At 73.8% G+C, this 20,506-nt stretch carries 13 protein-coding genes and 1 pseudogene; 8 read left to right on the forward strand and 6 right to left on the reverse strand.

Annotated features, from left to right (window positions below; all coding sequences use genetic code 11):
• Window positions 1-232: 232 nt before the first annotated feature.
• Window positions 233-442, reverse strand: coding sequence for a hypothetical protein (locus ACFV0Q_RS12835; protein WP_385004444.1), 210 nt, complete (start codon window positions 440-442; stop codon window positions 233-235).
• A 165-nt stretch (window positions 443-607) separates the two neighbouring features.
• Between ACFV0Q_RS12835 and ACFV0Q_RS12840 the strand changes: the two genes are divergently transcribed.
• Together ACFV0Q_RS12840 and ACFV0Q_RS12845 are read left to right on the forward strand one after the other, a co-directional pair.
• Window positions 608-1,732, forward strand: a complete 1,125-nt coding sequence (locus ACFV0Q_RS12840) for a DUF5937 family protein (RefSeq protein ID WP_385004446.1) — start codon at window positions 608-610, stop codon at window positions 1,730-1,732.
• Between the two features lie 164 nt (window positions 1,733-1,896).
• Window positions 1,897-3,450 (forward strand): M28 family metallopeptidase, encoded by a 1,554-nt coding sequence (locus ACFV0Q_RS12845; protein ID WP_385004448.1) that lies wholly within the window; start codon window positions 1,897-1,899, stop codon window positions 3,448-3,450.
• A gap of 99 nt (window positions 3,451-3,549) precedes the next feature.
• Here the strand turns inward: ACFV0Q_RS12845 and ACFV0Q_RS12850 are convergent, their stop codons facing one another.
• Entirely contained in the window at window positions 3,550-4,326 is a 777-nt protein-coding gene (locus ACFV0Q_RS12850) for a hypothetical protein (RefSeq protein ID WP_385004450.1), read from the reverse strand.
• 422 nt (window positions 4,327-4,748) lie between these two features.
• Here ACFV0Q_RS12850 and ACFV0Q_RS12855 point away from each other — a divergent pair, with 422 nt between their 5' ends.
• The 4 genes and pseudogenes from ACFV0Q_RS12855 (at window position 4,749) to ACFV0Q_RS12870 (ending at window position 10,594) form a co-directional block, all read left to right on the forward strand.
• Window positions 4,749-6,986 (forward strand): HAMP domain-containing protein, encoded by a 2,238-nt coding sequence (locus tag ACFV0Q_RS12855; RefSeq protein WP_385004498.1) that lies wholly within the window; start codon window positions 4,749-4,751, stop codon window positions 6,984-6,986.
• 4 nt (window positions 6,987-6,990) lie between these two features.
• A pseudogene (gene pgsB / locus ACFV0Q_RS12860) lies at window positions 6,991-8,185 on the forward strand (poly-gamma-glutamate synthase PgsB); the annotation flags it as partial.
• 787 nt (window positions 8,186-8,972) lie between these two features.
• Entirely contained in the window at window positions 8,973-9,455 is a 483-nt protein-coding gene (locus ACFV0Q_RS12865) for a poly-gamma-glutamate biosynthesis protein PgsC/CapC (protein ID WP_385004452.1), read from the forward strand.
• A gap of 50 nt (window positions 9,456-9,505) precedes the next feature.
• Window positions 9,506-10,594 carry an NlpC/P60 family protein gene (locus ACFV0Q_RS12870; RefSeq protein WP_385004454.1) on the forward strand — a complete coding sequence of 363 codons (1,089 nt, stop codon included), beginning with the start codon at window positions 9,506-9,508 and terminating at the stop codon, window positions 10,592-10,594.
• Between the two features lie 76 nt (window positions 10,595-10,670).
• Here ACFV0Q_RS12870 and ACFV0Q_RS12875 read toward each other — a convergent pair whose 3' ends face one another.
• On the reverse strand, window positions 10,671-11,612 hold the full coding sequence (locus tag ACFV0Q_RS12875) for an SAM-dependent methyltransferase (protein WP_385004500.1): 942 nt from the start codon (window positions 11,610-11,612) through the stop codon (window positions 10,671-10,673).
• Between the two features lie 155 nt (window positions 11,613-11,767).
• Between ACFV0Q_RS12875 and ACFV0Q_RS12880 the strand changes: the two genes are divergently transcribed.
• Both ACFV0Q_RS12880 and ACFV0Q_RS12885 read left to right on the forward strand, forming a co-directional pair.
• On the forward strand, window positions 11,768-12,985 hold the full coding sequence (locus ACFV0Q_RS12880; protein WP_385004456.1) for a sensor histidine kinase: 1,218 nt from the start codon (window positions 11,768-11,770) through the stop codon (window positions 12,983-12,985).
• A 17-nt stretch (window positions 12,986-13,002) separates the two neighbouring features.
• Window positions 13,003-13,671, forward strand: coding sequence for a response regulator (locus ACFV0Q_RS12885; protein WP_385004458.1), 669 nt, complete (start codon window positions 13,003-13,005; stop codon window positions 13,669-13,671).
• A 243-nt stretch (window positions 13,672-13,914) separates the two neighbouring features.
• Here ACFV0Q_RS12885 and ACFV0Q_RS12890 read toward each other — a convergent pair whose 3' ends face one another.
• Genes ACFV0Q_RS12890 through ACFV0Q_RS12900 form a run of 3 tightly spaced genes read right to left on the reverse strand, consistent with a single transcriptional unit; the run spans window position 13,915 to window position 20,496 of the window.
• Window positions 13,915-15,312, reverse strand: a complete 1,398-nt coding sequence (locus ACFV0Q_RS12890; RefSeq protein WP_385004460.1) for a DUF6177 family protein — start codon at window positions 15,310-15,312, stop codon at window positions 13,915-13,917.
• Between the two features lie 4 nt (window positions 15,313-15,316).
• Window positions 15,317-19,327, reverse strand: coding sequence for a type VII secretion protein EccCa (gene eccCa, locus ACFV0Q_RS12895; RefSeq protein WP_385004462.1), 4,011 nt, complete (start codon window positions 19,325-19,327; stop codon window positions 15,317-15,319).
• Window positions 19,324-20,496, reverse strand: a complete 1,173-nt coding sequence (locus ACFV0Q_RS12900; protein WP_385004464.1) for a hypothetical protein — start codon at window positions 20,494-20,496, stop codon at window positions 19,324-19,326. Before ACFV0Q_RS12900 ends, eccCa begins: the two co-directional genes overlap by 4 nt.
• Window positions 20,497-20,506 lie beyond the last annotated feature (10 nt).

Raw genomic sequence — 20,506 nt, forward strand, 5'->3', positions numbered from 1 at the left:
GGCCGTCCCGACGCGGAAGGACGATGAGACTGACGGGAAACCCCCATACCCTCCCTGATCCGGACCGGCTCGGATCCCGTCCCTCCGCAGCTCCTGCCGGGCATGGCCGACGCCGCCGGGGTGGAACCCCTTCCGGGCTCCGACCCGCAGGGCGGGTGGCGGGTGGGCAGGCGCCGCTGGGCTTCGGGGGTCGAGGGGGAGATGGCGGGCCCGCGCCTCGCCCCCGCCCCCCTCAGCACGCCCTCGCCCCCGGGAAGAGGCGCCGGAGGGCGTGGAGCCAGGGGTGGGTGGACGGGGAGCCGTCCAGGACGGCTCGGAATTGGGCCTGGGTGCGGATGGCCCGCAGGACGGACAGGTCGTCGCGGCCCGGCGGCGGGGGCGGCGGGGTGCCGTGCTGGGCCGCGCGGTAGGTGTCGAGGAGGTACTGCTCGATGGCGCTCATGCATCCACCCTCACCCCGTCGGCGGCAACCCGCGCGACGATTGACGTTCCCCGTCAATCGAGGCCTCCGACCTGCACCGGAGCCCCCGGGTCCGGGACGCGGCGGCCGCGCGTGGCGGCGTACCCCGGCATCCCGGGCGGGCCCCTCACCGGCCAGAATGGGGCGATGAGCGTCACCATCGACATCGCCGGGCTCCCCGAGGAGCGGATCGTCTTCGCGCCCGCCCCGCTGGCCGAGCTCTGCATGGCGCTGCACGCGCTGTCGCAGCCGACCCACCACCCCGGCCTGCACTCCTGGACGACCGCCACCAAGGCCTCGCTGGACCCCTGCCTGGCGGACCGGCTCCTCGAGGCCGATTTCATGTGGCGCAGCTCCTTCTCCGACATCTTCATGCCCTTCGCCGGGGTCCCCGGCGGCAGCGGCCGTCCCGGCGCGACGCTGGCCGAGGACCTGGACACCCTCGACCGGATGGACGACGAGCGGTTCGTGATGGCCGCCCTGGAGCACTGCTGGCTCGCCCTCTACAACGAGGGCGGCGGCCCCTCCCCGCTCAAGGACGCGGGCGCCCGGGCGAAGGCGCTGGAGGCGGCCGCCGCGCGCGGCCCCCGCCAGCTGGAGTTCTCGGTCCGGCTGCTGGACGACACGGACTCCGTGCGCGTCTGGATGCGCCGGCTGCTGGAGGACTGCGGCGAGGCCTTCTTCGACGAGACCTGGCGGCGCCTGGAGCCCCGGCAGACGGCGGACGCCCGTCACAAGGCGGAGGTGCTGCGCCGCAAGGGGCTGCCCGCGGCGCTGCGGGAGGTGTCGGCGGCGCTGAGCGTGGACGAGGGGCTGACCACGATCACCGCCGACAAGATGGTCAACGGCCAGGCCACGGCCACCGATCCGCGGATCGGGACCGGTCTGCTCTTCGTACCGACGAACTTCGGCTGGCCGCACCTGCTCGTGCTGCACGCGCCCGGCTGGCGCCCGGTGGTGCACTACCCGCTGGACTCGCCCGAACTGGGCTCCGCGCCCGGCTCGGTGGAGCTGCTCACGCGCCGGATGGAGGCGCTGGCGCACCCGATGCGGATGATGCTGTGCCGGAGCCTGGCGCGGGCCCCGTACACGACGAGCGAACTGGCGCGGGTCTACGGGATCACCCCGCCGGAGGTGTCCCGGCACCTGGCGGTGCTGAAGAAGGCGGGGCTGCTGCACACGCGCCGCCAAGGGCGTTATGTACAGCATCAGTTGGATCTGTCCGTGGTGGCGCGAATAGGTTCCGATTTCATCGAGGGCATTCTGCGCTGACCCTGCTCCGAACAGTGGCCGGTTTTCGTCGGCGCAGAGTCACCGATATACGGATTTCACAAACCGGAAGCAGTTAAAACCCTGGCGAGAGCGGCCTGTTGATGCCTAACGTGCGTCCACCACTCACCCCATTGCCCTTGCCCGCGGGCCGTGAAAGGACCTTCATGCCCTCTCGCCGTATAGCCGCAGCAACCGCCGCACTGGCGGCCGCGGCCCTCGTCTCCCCGCTCCTCCTCGCCGGTCCGGCGGGTGCCACCGGCAGCCCTGAGAGCGATGCCGCGAGGGGTGACGCGCTGGCCAGGAAACTGGTCAAGGAGGCGACCGGCAAGGGCGCCAACAACCACCTGAAGGTCTTCCAGTCGCTCGCCGACTACAACAACGGCACGCGCGTGGCGGGCTCCAAGGGCCACGTGCAGTCCGCCCAGTACGTGGAAGCCGTGCTGAAGGCGGCCGGGTACGCGGTCACGCGGAACGAGTTCGACTTCGTGTACGTCGAGGCGATCTCCCAGAAGCTGCAGGTCAACGGCGCGAACGGGCGCGACGTCCCGATCCACCTGATGACGTACACGGCCAGCGGCCCGGAGAACGGCATCACCGCGCAGCTCGCGGTCGCCCCGGTCGACGCCGACGGCACCAACGGCTGCGAGCCGGGCGACTTCGCGTCCGGCACCTTCACCGGCAAGATCGCGCTGGTCAAGCGCGGCGGCTGCACCTTCGCGGTGAAGCAGGCGAACGCGGCGGCGGCCGGTGCGGTGGGCGCCGTCATCTACAACAACACGGAGGGCGCCCTGAACGGCACCCTCGGCGACCCGGCCGCGGGCAAGGTCCCCACGGGCGGCGTCTCCCAGGCGGAGGGCGAGAAGCTGGCGGCCGAGGCCGCGGCCGGCCCGGTCGAGCTCACCCTCGACCTCCGGGAACTGCGCGAGAACCGCAAGACGTTCAACGTGGTCGCGGAGACGCGGGGCGGCGACGAGAACAACACCGTCTTCCTCGGCGCCCACCTCGACTCGGTCGCGGCGGGCCCCGGCATCAACGACAACGGCTCCGGCTCGGCCGGCATCCTCCAGGTCGCGCAGCGCCTGGCGAGCAGCCAGACGAAGATCAAGAACAAGGTCAAGTTCGCCTGGTGGTCGGCGGAGGAGTTCGGCCTGCTCGGTTCCGAGGCGTACGTGGCCTCGCTGACCCCGGAGCAGAAGAAGCAGATCAAGCTCTACCTCAACTTCGACATGATCGCCTCGCCGAACGCCGCGTACTTCGTCTACGACGGCGACGACTCCGACAAGGTCGGCTCGGGCCCCGGCCCGGAGGGTTCGGCGCAGCTGGAGAAGCAGATCACCGACTTCCTCGACACGCAGAAGATCCCGCACGAGGGCAGCGACTTCACCGGCCGCTCCGACTACGGCCCGTTCATCGAGGCGGGCATCCCGTCCGGCGGTACGGACACGGGCGCCGAGGGCATCAAGACGCCCGCGCAGGCGACGAAGTTCGGCGGTCAGGCGGGCGTCGCGTACGACGTGAACTACCACGGCAAGGGTGACGACATCACCAACATCGACCAGAAGGCGCTCGACATCAACGTCGACGTCATCGCGAACGCGGTCGGCCACTACGCCTACGACCTGGCCCCGCTGACGCAGCCGGTCGTCTCGAAGCCGACCACGGGTTCGGGCAACGGCGGCGGTCTGCGCCCGGGCCACGACCACGACATCACGCAGTAGGAACCGCTGCGGGCACCGCGGCAGGAACCGCTGCGGGCACCGCGGCAGGAACCGTTGCAAGCGCCGCGGCAGGCACCTCCGCAGGCGCCACAGGGGCCGTCATCCCGTCGTCGGGGTGGCGGCCCCCGCCGTTTCCCCGGCCCACCGCGTGGTGACGTACGTGACCGCGCGCGCGGTCTCGGCCGTGCGGAGGGGGTCGGCCCGGACGGAGCGGGCCAGTTCGAGGTGCAGGAAGCGCGTTCCGCGCTCGGCGGCGAGCCGGCCCTGCTCGTTGCCCCGCCCCGCGAGCCGGCAGGCGTCGGTCCAGGCGCGGCACGGCGTGATCCCCCGGTCCCGGAGCTGCCCGGCGAGCCGTTCGGCGTCGGCGGCGGCCGCGGTCCCGGCGCCGGTGGAGACGATGGCCCCGGCGGTGGCGGAGGAGTCGGCGAAGCCGTGGAGCTGGATGCCGGGCAGGCCCCGGCGGGTCAGTTCGGCGACGACGGCGTGGAAGACGGAGTCGGTGCGGTGGGCCATGTCGGCCGGGTCCTTGGCGGCGGCCGCACTCCCGGAGGCGGCCGCGTCCCCCTCCTCCTCACCGCCCCCGCCCGTGCCCGAGTCCGCGTCCATGCCCGCCCCCGAGCCCGCCTTGCGGTGGGCGCCCGCCAGGACCATGACCCCGCCCGGCGCGCCGCGCAGCACCTCGGCTCCGAGCCGTTCGGTGTCCTGGTCGGCGATGGGGTGCGGGACCTGCACCGACCAGCGCGGGGGCCCGCCGAGGTCGACGTACACGCGGCCCCAGCCGCGGTTCGCGGATCCGGGGCGGGCGGCCGCGTCGGAGACCTCGGCGAAGCGGCGTCCGCCCGGTCCGTCGGTGAAGGTGTCGAGGCGGTAGTCCACGTCGGCGAGCCGCGTACGGGCTTTATCGACATTCCCTTCGAAAAGGGCTGAAACGCCCTCCACAAGGGCGTCCCTCTCCGCCCGCGTCGGCGTGCGATATCCGCCCGTCACCCCGAATTGCGAGGTGAATCGGGTCACCCTGGCCAGCAGATCCGTGTCCCGCGCCACAGGCGAAGGGGCGGGTGCCGCATCCTTTTCGACCACATAAGAGGGCATGAAAGCGACATAAACGGCCGCAGCCAAGATCATTACGCACAGGATCGCAACGATCGTTACGTTTTTTGTGAATTTCGCAGTCATCACTGGCCGAAAATAGCCGAGTGAAAATCGCCCCTGTCCGACCCCCCGGTCCCCCCGGGAAGGACCCCGCCGTGGCCGCTTCGCGCCCCGCGCGGCGGCGCAAGGCCCGCCGCAGGGCCGACATGTCCCTGCTCGGCGGCATCAGGCCCCCGATCACCGTGCTGTCGGTACTGCTGCTCGCCCTGGCGGGATTCACGGCGTTCAGCCTCGGCACCCTCCACGAGGACCGGCTGTCCAAGGCCGTGCTCACCTCGCAGCAGCACTTCGCCGAGGACGGCGCCATCGCCCTGCGCGCCTCCCTCGACGAGAGCGTCACCGACCTCGACCGGGCCGCGGCCCTCTTCTCCACCGGCAAGCCCGCCGCCCCCGACGCCGTCCTCGACCGCATCGGCAGCGTCTACCAGAAGTGGCGCGGCACCGCCGTCGTCGAGATCGGCACCGGCCGGCTGCTCGCCGCCCGCGGCGAGAACCTCCCGCTGACCGCCATCGACCGCACCAAGCTCTCCGGCGAGGGCGGCCTGGCCCCCCGCATGGTCAGACTGCCCGGCGGCGAGACCCGGCTGCTCACCCTCTCGCTCCTGAACTGGAAGGACCAGCCCCAGCAACTGCTGGTCGCCTCCAGCAGCCTGCGCTTCCCCGGCATCAGCCTCGGCGCGTCCCGCTCCATCGCCGTCGTCGGCGCCGACGGCGCGGTGCTCAGCAGCGACGGCATCCCCCAGCCCGAGATGGTCACCGGGACCCGGCGCACCGACGCCGCGCGCGACACCAAGCAGCTGGCCTCCTTCGCCAAGACCGCCGCCGGCAAGACCCGCGCGAACCCCCTCACCGTGAAGGAACCCGGCTCCGGCGGCTTCCCCGGAGTCAGCGGCAGCCTGCTGGGCGGCGAGTCCGGCAAGAACCGCGCCGCCGCCGGCTACGCGAGCCTCGCCGGACCCGAAGCGGGCGTCGGCACCACCGCCACCAGCCTCGACCTCACCGTCGTCGCCATGGTCAACGTGCCGCAGAACCCCGCGCGCACCGCCGACGCCTTCGCCGGCCTGGTCCTGGCCGGCGCGCTGCTCCTGGTCGGCGCCCTCGTCGTGGCCCTGCTCGTGGCCACCGTGCAGCGCCCGCTGATCGCCCTGTTCCTGGAGAGCCGCCGCCTGACCCGGGGCGACCTCACCCGCCCCGTCGCCCTGCCCCGCGGCGGCGAGGCCGCCCGGATCGCCGCCGCCCTGGAGCGGCTGCGCGTACAGCTGCGGTACGACACCCCGGGCGCGCCCGCCTCCCGCGGCCCCCGGCGGCGCCGTACGGGTACCCGTACGCTCCTCGCGCTGTGCGCGGTCCTGCTCCTCGCGTGGTGCGTACCGCTGGGGCTGCTCGTCAACCGGGCCGGGGACGCCGTCGTCGTACCGAAGCAGCTGGTCAGCGACCAGCGCGAGCGCACCGACACCCTCAACGACCGGGTCCGGCGCGCCCTCAACGAGAGCCAGGCCGACCTGCTGTCCGTGGCCTCGCTGATGGACGGCGACACCACCCCCGAGCACATGACCACCGTCCTGGAGCGCACCGCCGACGAACACCTGCGCTACCAGTCCCTCTACGTCCTCGACCCCTCCGGCAAGATCCTCGCCCGGGCGGGCGGCAGCCCGAAGGCCGCCGACGGCAAGGGACCCCGCAAGGCGCCGGTGGCCCTGGACGACGGCGGCAACACCCCGGTGATCGTCGCGACCGCCCCGGTCCCCGCCAAGGAGGGCACGGCCGTCGTCGGCGAGCTGCGCATCGACTTCCTCAACTCCCTCCTCAAGCGGCCCGGCCTCGGGGACATCCGCGTCGTCGACGCCGAGCACCGGATCATCGCCTCCAACGACGGCTACCGCGCCTTCGAGAAGCTCGACGACGAACGCCTCGACGCCCTCGTCGACGGCCCCGCCGCCCGCAAGACCACCCCGCGGCCCACCGGCGTCCTCTACCGCAGCGGCGGCGACCCCGTCCTCGCGGCCGCCGCGCCCTTCTCGGGCGGCGGCGCGGCCGGGGACCTGAAGTGGACCGTGGTCAGCCGGCAGTCCGCCAAGGGCCTGGCCATCCAGGAGTACAGCCTGCAGAACCGCACCGTCCTCGCCGGCCTCCTCGGCTTCGCGGTCGGCGCCGCCTGCCTGGGCTGGCTCCAGATCATCGTGATCGCGCCGCTGCGCGAGCTGGCCCGGCGCGCCGAGGCCCTCGCCGACGGCGACCGGCGCTCGGTGCTCTACCCGCGCCACCACGACGAGGTCGGCGCCGTCACCCGCAGCCTGGAGATCATCCGGCAGCAGCTCCAGCAGCGACAGCAGCAGCGCAAGCAGGCCGCCGGACCGCCGTCCGGCGCGGCCGGAAGGAACTGATCCCGTGCTCTTCCTCTACTGCGTGCTGCTCGTCTCCTGCCTGATCATGCTGGTGGCGGGGATCGTGGAGCAGCGCCGCCACTTCGCCAGCCTGGACCGGATACCCCACCGGGTGCTGGTCAACGGCATCCGCGGCAAGAGCTCCATCACCCGGCTGTGCGCGGGTGCGCTGCGCGGGGGCGGCCTGACGACGGTGGCGAAGACCACCGGCACGGCGGCCCGGTTCATCCACCCCGACGCCACCGAGGAGCCGGTCTACCGCAAGTTCGGCATCGCCAACGTGGTCGAGCAGATCGGCATCGTGCGGCGCGCCGCCGCGTACCGGCCGGACGCGCTGGTCATGGAGTGCATGGCGGTCATGCCGGCGCTCCAGGAGATCAACCAGTCCAAGCTGATCCAGTCGACCATCGGCGTCCTGTGCAACGTCCGCGAGGACCACGTCGCCGAGATGGGCCCGACCCTCGACGACATCGCCCGGTCCCTGTCGCGTTCGATGCCGCACGGCGGGATCTGCGTCACCGCCGAGAAGGAGCGTTTCGACGTGCTCCAGGAGGAGGCGGACGCGCGGGACTGCGAGCTGGTCTACGCCGACCCGGACACCGTCTCCGACGAGGAGCTGCGCGGGTTCAGCTGGTTCACCTTCAAGGAGAACGTCGCCATCGCCCTCACCGTCGCCGGACTCCTCGGCGTCGACCGGGCCACCGCCCTGAAGGGCATGTACGAGGCGCCGCCGGACCCGGGCGTGCTGTCGGTCGAGCGGTACCTGGCGCCGGGCGGCAAGCGGCTGCGCTTCGCCAACGTCTTCGCGGCGAACGACCCCGAATCCACGCTGATGAACATCAACCAGCTGCTGGACCTGGGCGCGGTGGACCGCCCGCTGAACGTGGTGATCAACTGCCGGCCCGACCGGGTCGAGCGCAACGGCCAGATGGGCGCGATCGTTCCCGAACTCCGGCCGGACACGGTGTTCGTGATCGGACACCCCGCGAAGAGCGCCATCGACGCGATCCCGTCCGAGTGGCGCGACCGGGCCGTCGACCTGGGCGGTGACCAGCGGGACGGCGAGGAGTTCATGAACGAGCTGCTGGGCCACCTCGGGGCCGACTCCTCGCTGGTGGCCATCGGCAACATCCACGGGCAGGGCGAGGTCCTGCTGGAACACCTCGCGGAACTCCCCCCGGACGAGTCCGAACCGGAGCCGGCTGCCGAGGAACGGGCGCAGGAGCCCGCCCCGGCCTTCACCCGCCCCCTGGACCCGTACGCGGAGGCTCCACCCGGCGCGGACCCGTACGCGGGGATCCCGTACGGGGCACAGCACGCGGGGATCCCGTACGGGGCGCAGCAGGCGGGGATCCCGTACGGGGCACAGCAGCACGCGGGGCAGCCTTACGGGCAGACCCCGTACGCGGAGCAGTCGTACCAGCAGCCTCCGTACGCGGGGCAGCCTTACGGGCAGCCTCCGTACGCGGGGCAGCCGAACGCGGGGCACCCGCACCCGCAAACGCCGTACCAGGGGCAGCCACACCTGGGGCAGCCGCACCCGCAGGCCCCGTACCAGGGGCAGCCGAACGCCGGGCACCCGTACCCGCCGCCCGGATATCCGCAGCAGCCACAGGCGGCCACCCCCTGGCCGACGGGCCCGTACGCACAGGCCACCCACCCGGGAGCCCCGCAGAGGCAGGCCCCGCACGCGGGAGCCCCGCAGGGTCAGGCCCCCTACGCCGGAGCCCCGTACGGCCAGGGCGGTAACGCGGCCGCCCCGCAGGGGCAGACCCCGAGGCCTGGGCCCGACCCGTACGGCATCGGCGCGGCCACCCCCGTACCGGCCTGGCCACACCCGCCGCAGCCGCAGCCGCAGCCGCTCCACCCAGACGCCCGGCCAGGGCAACCGCAGCCGCACCACCCCGACGCCCGGCCAGGGCAACCGCAGCCGCACCACCCCGACGCCCGGCCAGGGCAACCGCCGTACCGCCCAGGAGAGCCCCGTTGATCCCCGCCGTCCTCACCCCCGAGATCGCCGCGATCGGCATCGCGCTGGGCCTGCTGTTCTCCCTGCTCTGCTACCTCACGACCAACCTCTCCCCCGGCGGCATGATCACCCCCGGGTGGCTCGCGCTGACCCTCATCGAGGACCTCCAGCGCGCGGCCCTCGTGGTCGGCATCACCGTGACGACGTACGTCCTGACCCTGCTCACGCAGAAGTTCGTCATCCTCTACGGCAAGCGCCTCTTCGCCGCGGTCGTCCTCATCGGCGTCCTCCTCCAGGCCACCGTCGTGATCGTGCTCCAGATGGAGTTCCCGCTCCTGTACGCGAACCAGACCCTCGGCTTCATCGTCCCCGGCCTGATCGCCTACCAGCTGGTCCGCCAGCCCAAGGGGGCCACCCTGCTCGCCACCGGCAGCGCCACGCTCATGACGTACGTCGTCCTGACCGCCGGGATCCTGCTCGGCGTCATGCCGACCGCCTGACGCCCCCGCCGCCCCCGCCCCCTCACCCCACCGCCCCGGAGCCCGCCCGCATGACCGCCCCGTCGAAGAAGAAGAGCCGCGGCACCCGCACCGCGCTGCACACGGCCACCGTGCTCGCCCTGCTGGCCGGCAGCGCCTACCTCACCTACGCCCTGCGCACCGAGGAGCAGGCCAAGACGCCCGCCGTGCACGTCGTCGTCGGCGAGAACACGGCGGCCGGCACCACGGCGGGCGCGAACGGGGCCCAGAAGTGGGAACGCGTCCAGCGCCCCGCCCGGTCGGTACTGCGCGACGGCGGCGGACAGGTCCTGGCCACCTTCACCGACGGCGCCCGCACGGCCACCCTCACCGGCCCCAGCCGCACCTTCAGCGAGCCCGCCACCACCACGTCCCGGGTCGTCACCGACAACTGGGTCCGGCTCCTGCCGGAGGCGTGGAAGCAGGGCGCGGAGAACCAGCAGTGGTTCAAGGACTGGTTCAAGAAGTACTACGGGAGCCGCGAGGACGACGTCTTCGCGATGGCCTTCCAGTACGGCGACCAGGCCCCGGTCAAGAAGGACCCGCAGGGCACCCCCTACGCCGGCGACGCCGCCTTCGGGCCGCTCAACCCCGGCGGCTCCGTCGGCAACGACCTGCGCCTGGAGCAGTCCGACTTCTACGACTACCTCGGCAAGCCGTACACCTTCCGCAACGGCGTCACCCGGCAGCCGCAGCCCGCCCGTTACCGGTCGATGGACTGCTCGGGCTTCGTCCGCACCGTCTTCGGCTACCGGGCCCGCTACCCCCTGATGCCCGACGACACCCCCGGCGCCGGCCTGCCGCGCACCGCGAACGGCATCGCCCGTTCCGCGCTCGGCGCGGACGTCATCCCGCTGGGGGGCGTCGGCCCGGAGCACCGGCCCGCGTCGATCGACGTGCTCCAGCCGGGCGACCTGGTGTTCTTCAAGCTCGACGCCCGCACCAAGGACCGCCTCGACCACACGGGCATCTACCTGGGCACCGACGCCGACGGCCACAACGTCTTCATCTCCAGCCGGGAAGAGGCCAACGGCCCGACCATCGGCGACAAGGGCGGCGCCTCGCACCTGGACGGCAACGGCTACTACGCGACGACCCTGCGCAGCGCCAAGCGGCTCTGATCTCCACGCGCCACGCGCCCCTCGCACGGCTCGCCCCTGGCGGGCCTCGTCGGGGCCGGGCCGCTGCTCCGGACTCCTAAGCGGCCGGCCACGGCGGGATCCCGACCGGCTGGACCAGCCAGCCGAAGTCGCCCAGGCCGCCCCGGGCCGTGAGCTCCGCCGCCTCGCCCGCCGCCGACAGGGCCCGGACGTACGCCACCGGGTCGGTGGAGGCCAGGGCCAGCGGCGGGCGGCCGCCGGAGACGCCGAGGGCGGTCAGGGCCTCCCGCTGGGTGAGCAGCCCGGCGCCCGGCCCCGCGCAGGCGTCGAGCGCGACGTGCGCGGTGACGTCGCAGCTCCCGTCCGGGACCGGCGGGACCTCCCGGCCCTCCCGGAACCCCGTCAGGGTGCCGTACGGGGGCCGGGCCGCGCGGGTGTGCGCGTAGTCCACCGCGACCGCCAGGCCCCGCTCCAGGGTGGCGACGGCCGCCGCCCAGGCCTCGTCGCGGGCCCGGCCGATCTCCGCCCGGCCGCCCTCCTCCGCCGCCGCGGCGGGCCACCACCGCTCCAGCCAGGCCCGGTCCGCCCCGTCGAGGGGGCCGCCGGGGGTCTGCGTACCGTCCGGGGAGACCAGGACGTAGCGGCCGTCCTCCGCGACGTCGAGGGGTACGTTGTCCAGCCACTCGTTCGCGAACAGCAGCCCCGTCGTCCCTTCGGGGGGCTCCGCCACCCACCGGATCCGGGGGTCCAGCCCCTCGGGCCGGGCCGCGCGCTCCACGGCGTGCGGGCGCACCCGCTCCGCCACCTCCGGCGCCAGCGCCGCCAGCACCCCGGTCAGCAGCTCGCCGCGCCCGGCCCCGACGTCGACCAGGTCGAGCCGCCGCGGCCGCCCGAGCGCCTCGTCCACGTCGCACAGCAGCCGGGCCACGGCCCCCGCGTAGAGCGCCGACGCGTGCACGGACGTCCGGAAGTGCCCGGCGGGCCCGGGGCCCCCGGGCCGCACGTAGAACCCGCCCGGCCCGTACAGCGCGGCCTCCATCGCGGCCCGCCACCGGACCGGTCCCCTGACTCCACCCTCAGCGCTCACCCCACAAAGGCTAAGGTCACCCTCCACCTTGGGGAGTACGCCCCCGTCCCAGGGATCGCACCTGTGGTTGACTCCAGCACCTATCTCCTTTCCCTACTCTGGGTTACGTGCAGCGCCTCTACGACTTCATCCGCAGACACCCGACGGGCGTCGACAGCTTCTGGGCTGTCCTCCTCTTCGGGCTGTCGATGCTGATCGTCGCGAGCGACGCCGGTGAGGCCGATGCCGGCACGCTCGACCGGCTGCTGGCCGTCCCGTGCGTGGTCGCGCTGTGCACCGCCGTCGCGCTGCGGCGCAAGTGGACCGTGCCGATGTTCTGGCTCACCGTCGGCGCGGGCGTCTACCAGCTGGTGCTGGGGCCGCCCGCGAACCTGTACGACTTCGCGATGCTGGTGATCCTCTTCACCGTGGCCGCCGGCGACGTGCCGCGCTGGGTCTCGCGCACCGCGCTGGGCATCGGGCTGCTGGCGTCCCCGCTGTACTTCGCGCGCTTCGGCGTGGACAAGGGCCCCGGCACCAGCAGCGTCGAGGCCGTCCTCTTCACGCTGTTCGTGATGGTCCCGTTCGCCCTCGCCTGGGTGATGGGCGACTCGCTGCGCACCCGCCGCGCCTACTACGCGCAGCTCGTCGAGCGGAACCAGCGGCTGGAGAAGGAGCGCGAGGCGCAGGCCAAGGTGGCGGTGGCCGCCGAGCGCGCCCGGATCGCCCGCGAGCTGCACGACGTCGTCGCGCACAACGTCTCGGTGATGGTCGTCCAGGCCGACGGCGCCGCGTACGTCATGGACGTGGCCCCCGAGCAGGCCAAGGAAGCCCTCCAGACCATCTCGGGGACGGGCCGGCAGGCGCTCGCCGAGATGCGGCGGCTGCTGGGCGTGCTGCGCACCGGCGAACCGCAGGAGTCCGAGGACTACGTGCCGCAGCCCGACGTCGAGCAGATCGAGGTGCTGGTCGAGCAGGTACGGGCGGCCGGGCTGACGGTGGACTTCGAGGTCGAGGGCGCCCCGCGCAAGCTGCCCAGCGGGGTCGAGCTGACCGCGTACCGGATCGTGCAGGAAGCTCTGACGAACACCCGCAAGCACGGCGGCCCGGAGGCGACGGCGAGCGTCCGGCTGGTCTACTTCGACGACGGGCTCGGCCTCCTGATCGAGGACGACGGCCGGGGCGCGGCGCACGAACTGTACGAGGACGGCGGCGCGGACGGCGCCGGACACGGCCTGATCGGTATGCGGGAGCGCATCGGTATGGTCGGAGGAACCCTGGACGCGGGCCCGCGGCCGGGCGGTGGCTTCCGCATCAGCGCGCTGCTTCCGCTCAAGAAGAGATGACGAGGTCGAGGTAACTGATGTCCATTCGCGTGATGCTCGTCGACGACCAGGTGCTGCTGCGCACGGGTTTCCGGATGGTGCTGGCCGCTCAGCCGGACATGGAGGTCGTCGCCGAGGCGGGCAACGGCCTGGAGGCGCTGGAGGTGCTGCGGGCCACGAAGGTGGACGTGGTGCTGATGGACGTGCGCATGCCGAAGCTCGACGGGGTCGAGGCGACGCGGCGGATCTGTGAGCCGGAGGAACACCCGAAGGTGATCATCCTGACCACCTTCGACCTGGACGAGTACGCGTTCTCCGGGCTGAAGGCGGGGGCGAGCGGCTTCATGCTGAAGGACGTCCCGCCGGCGGAGCTGCTGGCCGCGATCCGGTCCGTGCACAGCGGGGACGCGGTGGTGGCCCCGTCCACGACCCGGCGGCTGCTGGACCGGTTCGCGCCGATGCTGCCGTCCACGTCGGAGGAGCCGCAGAACAAGGAGGTCGAGCGGCTGACGGAGCGGGAGCGCGAGGTCATGCTGCTGGTGGCCCAGGGCCTGTCGAACGGCGAGATCGCGGGCCGGCTGGTCCTCTCGGAGGCGACGGTGAAGACCCACGTGGGCCGCATCCTGACGAAGCTGAGCCTGCGCGACCGGGTCCAGGTCGTGGTCCTGGCCTACGAAACGGGCCTGGTCCGCGCGGGCGGTCTGTAGCCTGACCGGGGCTTCCTGGGGCTCCGCCCCAGACCCCGCGCCTCAAACGCCGGCGGGGCTGGATTTTGGCTGATCACCGCCGACACCTGTGCCTACACCAGGCGGGCTGAATTGCCCGGAGGGCAATTCCAGCCCCGCCGGCGTTTGAGGCGCGGGCGCGGAGCGCCGTGTAGTGAGCCGCGCCGGCGTCTGAGGCGGGAACGGTGGAAGGGCGGGGCGGGGAGGATTCCGCGGAGCGGGCCGTCAGACCGTCGCCCTCAGGTGGGTCAGGAGCGTCGAGAGGGTGTCCCAGGCGGCCGGGTCGGTGGCGTCGCCCAGGGGGTAGTGCAGGCCGGGGCGGTGGGCCGGGCCGATCTGGACCGGACGCAGGGCCAGCGGCGGGCGCCGGGCGTGGGTCAGGGTGGCCTCGGCCACGCCCGCCCCGCCCAGGGTGAACGACACCGGCAGCGGCGCCCCGGTCAGCCGCGGAACCACGCCGAGGTCGCGTCGGCCCGGCCCGACGGAGGCCAGCATGCTGACCAGGCCGTGCCCGTCGACCAGCGTCTCGGCGAGACCGGCGAGCGCGGGCAGCGGCAGCGGGTCGGAGGGCCCGTGGCCCAGGGTCAGGGTGACGTCCTCCTCGACCCCGGCCGCCGTGCGGCTCACCCGTACGAGGGCCAGCGCGTCCGGCCCCACCACCGTGAGCAGGGTCGGCTCCGGCATCCGCCCCCGCGCGAGGCCGGTCAGCTGGCGCGGCGACCACGGCAGGTTCACCGGCTCGGCGGTGCCCCAGCCCGCGGGCGGCTCCCCGGTCAGGGCGCGCCAGGCGGCTTCCACGGACCGGCCGAGCAGCAGTTCCCCGTCGGCGGGGTGCTCCGTACGGAACGACACGGTCAGTCGGCGTTCCCCCGCCTCCGCGGCGTCGGCCCGTCCGAAGGCGGCGGCGGCCCGGGTCTTCCCGGCGGCGTCGCGGACCGGGGCGAAGGTGCCGTCCTGCCAGCTCAGCACCGCACCGGAGAGGCCGTCGTAGTAGCCGCAGTCGGGGTCCTGGACGACCCACCGGTTCGGCGCGCCGGTGAGCGCGGTGCGCAGCGGCAGGCTGAGCCGGCAGTGGGCCGGGGTGACGATGTGCAGGGCCGCGCCGAAGCCGGCCGTGGTGCGCAGGACGTCCGACAGCCAGGCCGTCAGCGGGATCACGGGCCGGTCGGCGAGGACGACGGCGGTGGACTCGGTGACCACGTCGACGGTCGGCAGGGCCCCCACCGGCGCGGGCGCCGCCGAGGCCGCGGAGCCGACCTCCACCGCGGTGACGCGCCCGGCGCCCGGGGGCCAGACCGCGCCGCCGAGCACCTCGGCGAGCCGCCCGGCCACGGCCCCGGCCAGCTCGGCGGCTTCGGGGACGGCGGTGGAGGCCCGGGTCTCCGTCCACCAGACGGGGGTCCGCGCGGAGGTGCCGAGGAGCCGTTCCACCTCGCCGGGCACCTGGACCAGTACGGGCGCCTCGACCGAGACCAGCGGCCTGCCTCCCGCGCCCAGCAGCTGGATCACGGCCCCGTCGGCGGTGGCCGCGGCGTCGAGCTCGGTGCCGCCCGCCGCGAGGGCCACCAGCAGCGCGGCGGTGTCGGGCATGGCGGGGGTGAGGGCGATGACGTCCTTGGTCACGGTGTCACGGTGCTTCCTGGGTGAGGGGGCCGGCCAGCGCGGTCTGCACGGTCTGGTGCGGCCGCCCGCGCCGGACCAGCGTGCCGCGGCCCTGCGGCTGGGCGCTCGCGTACAGCTGCGGGAACAGCTGGCCCTCGGAGCGTTCGCCGTTCATGACGAGGGCCGTCGTGCCGGATTCGCGCAGGGTGGTCAGCAGCGGTTCGTACAGGGCCCGGGAGGATCCGGCGACGCGCCGGGCGACGACGAAGTGCAGCCCGATGTCCTGGGCGGACGGCAGGTACGGCACGAACGCCTGGAGCGGCTGCTGCCCGGCGGTGGTGAGGATGTCGTAGTCGTCGACGAGGACCACGATGCGCGGTCCGGCGAAGCCGGGGCCCTCGCCCGGCTCGGCGTCGGGGTCGATGCCGTCCTCCGGGAGGCGCTTGTCGAGTTCCTTGGCGATGCCGGCCGACAGCGCGGAGGCGATCTTCGCGTTGTGCGCGTACCCGCCCCGGTAGGGCTCGGGGACGACTCCGCGCAGTCCGCGCCGGGGGTCGTAGACGGCGAAGACCAGTTCCTCCTCGCCGTAGCGGGCGATGAGCTGGCGGGCGATGAGGGTGAGGAGGTTGGTCTTGCCGCACTCGTTGTCGCCGAGGATCAGCAGGTGCTGGTCCTGCTCGAAGAGGTCCAGCAGGACCGGCGCGAGGACGTCCTGGTCCACGCCGATGGGGATCCGGTACGGCTCCTCGTCGGCGGAGGGCAGCCGGGCGGCGGGCAGCCGGGCGGGCAGGACCCGTACGGGGGAGGCGATGTCCCCGTGCCAGGTGGCGCGGACGGTGGAGGCGGCCTCTTCCAGGGCGGCGGCGAGGTCGGTGGTGCCGTGCCGGGAGTCGATGCGCGGCAGGGCGGTCTGCGCGAAGAGCTTGCCGTCGGTGAGGACCCGGCCGGGGGTGTCCGGGGAGAGGGTCTCGGACAGCTTGCGGTCGATGGCCGAGTCGGCGGCGTCGCCGAGGCGCAGTTCGACGCGGCTGCCGAAGAGGGACTGGTTGGCGATGCGGACGTCGTTCCAGCGGAGCATTCCCGCGACGACGTGGATGCCGTAGCCGCCGCCGCGCTTGAGGAGGTCGGTGACGGCCTCGTCGAGTTCGGCGAACTCCTCGCGCAGGGCGCCGTACCCGTCGACGAGGAGCACGATGTCGGTGGAGGCCAGTTCGGGCAGTCCGCCGTCGGAGCGCAGGCGGCGCAGCTGGTCGACGGAGTCGACGGAGTGCTCGCGGAAGAGCTGCTCGCGGGCGGCGAGCATGGCCCGTACCTCGGCGACCGTACGGGCGGCCCGTTCGCGGTCGGCCCGGCCGGCGATCCCGCCGACGTGCGGGAGTCCGGCGAGTGCGGCGAGGCCGCCCCCGGCGAGGTCGAGGCCGTAGACGGCGACTTCCTGCGGGGTGTGGGTGAGCGCGAGGGACAGGGCGAGGGTGCGCAGCAGGGTGGTCTTGCCGGACTGGGGGCCGCCGGTGACGGCGACGTGCCCGCCGGCGACCTTGAGGTCCAGTTCCCAGGGGCCGCGCCACTGGCGGGCGGGGTCGTCGAGGACGCCGAGCGGCACCCGCATGAGCGGGCGGGGGCCGTCGCCGAGCCGGAGTCCGCGCGCGGTGACGGACAGCGGTCCGGCGGCGGCGTCGAGGGGGATCGCGTCGGGCAGCGGCGGGAGCCAGATGCGCCGGACGGGCGGGGCGGCCGCGGCGAGCTGGTCGACGATGACGCCGAGGACGCTGGGGCCGGTCTCGCGGGCGGTGGCGGTGGGCTTCTCCTCGCCGTCCTCGGGGGAACCGGCGGCGTCCTGGAGGGTGTTGAAGGTGGGGTAGGGCAGGGCGAGGGGCCCTTCCGCGGCGCGGTCGCGGTCGCCGGCGGGGCCCCGGTAGCGGCCGGAGACGTAACCGGCCTTGAAGCGGGTGTAGGTGGAGGTGTCGACCTTGAGGTAGCCGAAGCCGGGCAGCGGGGGCAGCTGGAAGGCGTCGGTGGTGTCGAGGACGGTGCGCGATTCGTCGGCGGAGAAGGTGCGCAGGCCGAGCCGGTAGGACAGGTAGGTGTCCAGGCCCTTGAGCTTGCCGCCCTCGATGCGCTGGCTGGAGAGCAGCAGGTGCACGCCGATGGAGCGGCCGATGCGGCCGATGGACAGGAACAGGTCGATGAAGTCGGGCTTGGCGGTGAGGAGTTCGCCGAACTCGTCGATGACGACGAACAGGTGGGGCAGCGGCTCCAGTTCGGGGTTCTCGGCGCGCAGGACGGCGTAGTGGCCGATGTCGGCGACGTGGCCGGCGTCCTTGAGGACCTGCTGGCGGCGCTTGACCTCGCCCGCGAGGCTGGTGTGGACGCGTTCGACGAGTCCGGCCTGGTTCTCCAGGTTGGTGATGACCCCGGCGACGTGGGGGAGCTTCTCGAAGGGGGCGAAGGTGGCGCCGCCCTTGTAGTCGACGAGGACCATCGCGAGGTCCTCGGGCGCGTGCGTGGTGACCAGGGCGAGGACGAGCGTACGGAGCAGCTCGCTCTTGCCGGAGCCGGTGGCGCCGACGCACAGTCCGTGCGGGCCCATGCCGAGCTGCGAGGACTCCTTGAGGTCCAGCAGGACGGGTCCGTGGCGGTCGTCGATGCCGATCGGGACGCGCAGGAAGTCCCGCTCCCCGCGCGGGGCCCACAGGCGCTGGACGTCGAGGGCCGCGGGGTCGGTGATGCCGAGCAGGCCCATGAAGTCGACCGGCCCGGAGACGGGGGTGCCCTCGGCGACCGACTCGGCGGACAGCCGCAGCGGGGCGAGCATCCGGGCCAGGCCCTCGGCGGTGGCGGGGCCGAGGTCGTCGCAGAGGCCTTCGGCGGCGGGGGCCTGCGGGGTGCGCAGGTCCCGGACGGTGACGTGGCCGCCGTCGACGGTGATCCGTATCGTCACCTCGTCGGGCTCGTGGACCTGCTCGGCGAGCAGGTGGAGCACGGTGGTGTTCATGTCGGCCAGGCCCACCGCGGTGTCGGGGCGGGGCAGTTCGACGGCGTTCTCCCCGTACTCGTCGCTGACGACGAGGAGCCGGCCGGCGAGGGCCAGCGCGCGCCGGTCGGACAGGCCCCGGCGGACCTCGGCGGCGTAGGAGGCGCGGCGGCGCAGGTCGGGGGCGAGGACGTCGGCGAGCTGGGGCAGGCTGGGGGCGATCCGCCGGGCGGCGACCGGGCCGTCCTGTTCCTGCGGATCGAGGACGTGCGGGAGCCACTTGGCCCATTCCCAGTCCGCGGCGAGCCGGTCGCCGGGGACGCCGAGGGCGATGGCGACGTCGTCGGGGGCGTGCAGGACGGCGGTGTGCACGAGCAGGGCGCGGGCGACGCGCAGGACGCCTTCGCGGTCGCCGACGACGCTGATGTTCCCGGCCCGGTCGAGGGGGACGGTCAGCGGGAAGTCGCCGGCGCGGGCGAAGCGGGACATGAGGGCGCCGGCCTCGTTGAGCATGAACCGGTCGGGCGGGGTGAGGACCCCGCCGGCGCCCGCCCCGAGGGCGAGGGGCTGGACGGCGACGTCGCCGGTGCCGAGGCGGGGGCGCAGGAAGTCGGGGTCGGCGCGGCGGCGTTCCCACAGCCGCGCGGGGTCGCGTACGAGGTCGTAGAGGGCCTCCGGCGGCGGGTTGAGGCGGCGGGCCTCCTCGCGGAGTTCCTTCTCGCGGGCTCCGAGCGCCTCGCGCTCCTCCTCCAGGTACTCCAGGTAGCGCTCGCGCTGGGCGCGGCGCGTGCGCTGGGCCTTGCCGCGCTGGGACCAGAACAGGGCGACGGCGCCGAACAGCGCGAAGACCAGCACGATCGCCCCGACGGCGGCGAACTGGCTGTTGCGGATGACGGTCATCATCACGACCGAGCCCATCACGCCCGCCATCGGCAGGAGGGCGGTGGCCGGGCTGCCGATCTTGCCTTCGGGCAGGTTGGGCGGGGCCTCGATGCTGTGGGGTTCGGCGGGGGCCGGGGGCATGGTGCCCCGGGCGGGCCGGTGGACCAGCTGCTGGGTCATCGGGCCGCACCGGCCGCCGGGAGTTCGAGGGCCCGCTGGAGCACGTCCGCGGCGAGCCGTACGGCCGCCTGCCGGGTCTCGGCGCCGAGGAGTTCGGTGCGGACGGCGCCGCCGGAGGCGAGGTGGCGGTCGTAGGGCAGGACGACGACCCCGGCGCCGGTCGCGCGGAGCCGCTCGACGGCCTTGCCGAGGTCGATCGCGGGGTGCGGGGACTGGCAGGTGAGCACGACGACCGTGCGGGGCAGGACGGGCACGGGGAGGGTGGCGAGCCAGTCGAGGACGGCGTGGGTGGAGACGAGGCCCTCGGCGGTGGCGGGGGTGGTGAGCACGCGGGCGTGCGCGGTGTCGAGGGCGGTACGGGCCACCTCGCCGGGCAGGGTCTCGCAGTCGACGACGGTGACGCCGAAGTAGCGGCGCAGCGCGACCATCACGGTCCGGTACGTGGCCACGTCGACCTGGGCCCCGATCCGGCCCTGGCTGCCGGGCAGCAGCCAGCCGCCGTCGGCGAGCGGGACGAGGTAGCCGGTGATGTCGGTGAGCTGCATGGAGGGGCGGACGATCTGGGCGAGGTCGCCGCAGGTCCAGCGCAGGGACTCGACGCCGAGCCGGACGGGGAGGGTGCCGAGGGCGGCGTCGGCCTCCAGGGTGAGGACCGGGTCGTGGCGGAAGTGGTTGTAGGTACGGCTGAGGAGGGCGGTGACGGTGGTCTTGCCGGAGCCGCCGCGGATGCTGGTGACGACGATGTGCCGTCCGGTGGTGACGGGCTGCTGCACCTGTGTGGCGAGCCCGGTCTCGGTGGCGACGGCCCGCGCGGCGGACCCCCCGACGGCCCCGCGCACGGCCCGCACCACGCGCCGCCCGACGGGATCCCCGTGCCGAGGCCGGCCGGCGGCTTCGGTACCGGGCACGGGGACGGTCTCGGGGGCGCGGGCGCCCTGGGGGGCGGCGGCGTACGGGGCGGAGACCTGCGGGGCGGGGACGTACGGGCGCGGCTGCGGGGCGGGGGCGTGGGCGGAGGCGCCCTGCGCGTGGCCGGCGTCCTGCGGCGGTATCGGTGCCTGCCCGGGCTCGGAAGGGGTCGCTTCGCGAGGTTGGGTGGGGGTGCCCGTCAGTTCTCCGAGGACCCCGGCCTGCCAGTCGTCACGCCGGCTCTGGCTCATGTCTGACATGTCTGAGTCG

This window comes from Streptomyces sp. NPDC059564, assembly GCF_042735575.1.
GTDB lineage: Bacteria > Actinomycetota > Actinomycetes > Streptomycetales > Streptomycetaceae > Streptomyces.

Excerpts from the sequence above, each read along its gene's own strand:
- ACFV0Q_RS12835 (WP_385004444.1), bottom strand. The coding sequence starts at position 442 with ATGAGCGCCATCGAGCAGTACCTCCTCGACACCTACCGCGCGGCCCAG.
- ACFV0Q_RS12840 (WP_385004446.1), top strand. The coding sequence starts at position 608 with ATGAGCGTCACCATCGACATCGCCGGGCTCCCCGAGGAGCGGATCGTC.
- ACFV0Q_RS12845 (WP_385004448.1), top strand. The coding sequence starts at position 1,897 with ATGCCCTCTCGCCGTATAGCCGCAGCAACCGCCGCACTGGCGGCCGCG.
- ACFV0Q_RS12855 (WP_385004498.1), top strand. The coding sequence starts at position 4,749 with ATGTCCCTGCTCGGCGGCATCAGGCCCCCGATCACCGTGCTGTCGGTA.
- ACFV0Q_RS12870 (WP_385004454.1), top strand. The coding sequence starts at position 9,506 with ATGACCGCCCCGTCGAAGAAGAAGAGCCGCGGCACCCGCACCGCGCTG.
- ACFV0Q_RS12875 (WP_385004500.1), bottom strand. The coding sequence starts at position 11,612 with ATGGAGGCCGCGCTGTACGGGCCGGGCGGGTTCTACGTGCGGCCCGGG.
- ACFV0Q_RS12885 (WP_385004458.1), top strand. The coding sequence starts at position 13,003 with ATGTCCATTCGCGTGATGCTCGTCGACGACCAGGTGCTGCTGCGCACG.
- eccCa (WP_385004462.1), bottom strand. The coding sequence starts at position 19,327 with ATGACCCAGCAGCTGGTCCACCGGCCCGCCCGGGGCACCATGCCCCCG.
- ACFV0Q_RS12900 (WP_385004464.1), bottom strand. The coding sequence starts at position 20,496 with ATGTCAGACATGAGCCAGAGCCGGCGTGACGACTGGCAGGCCGGGGTC.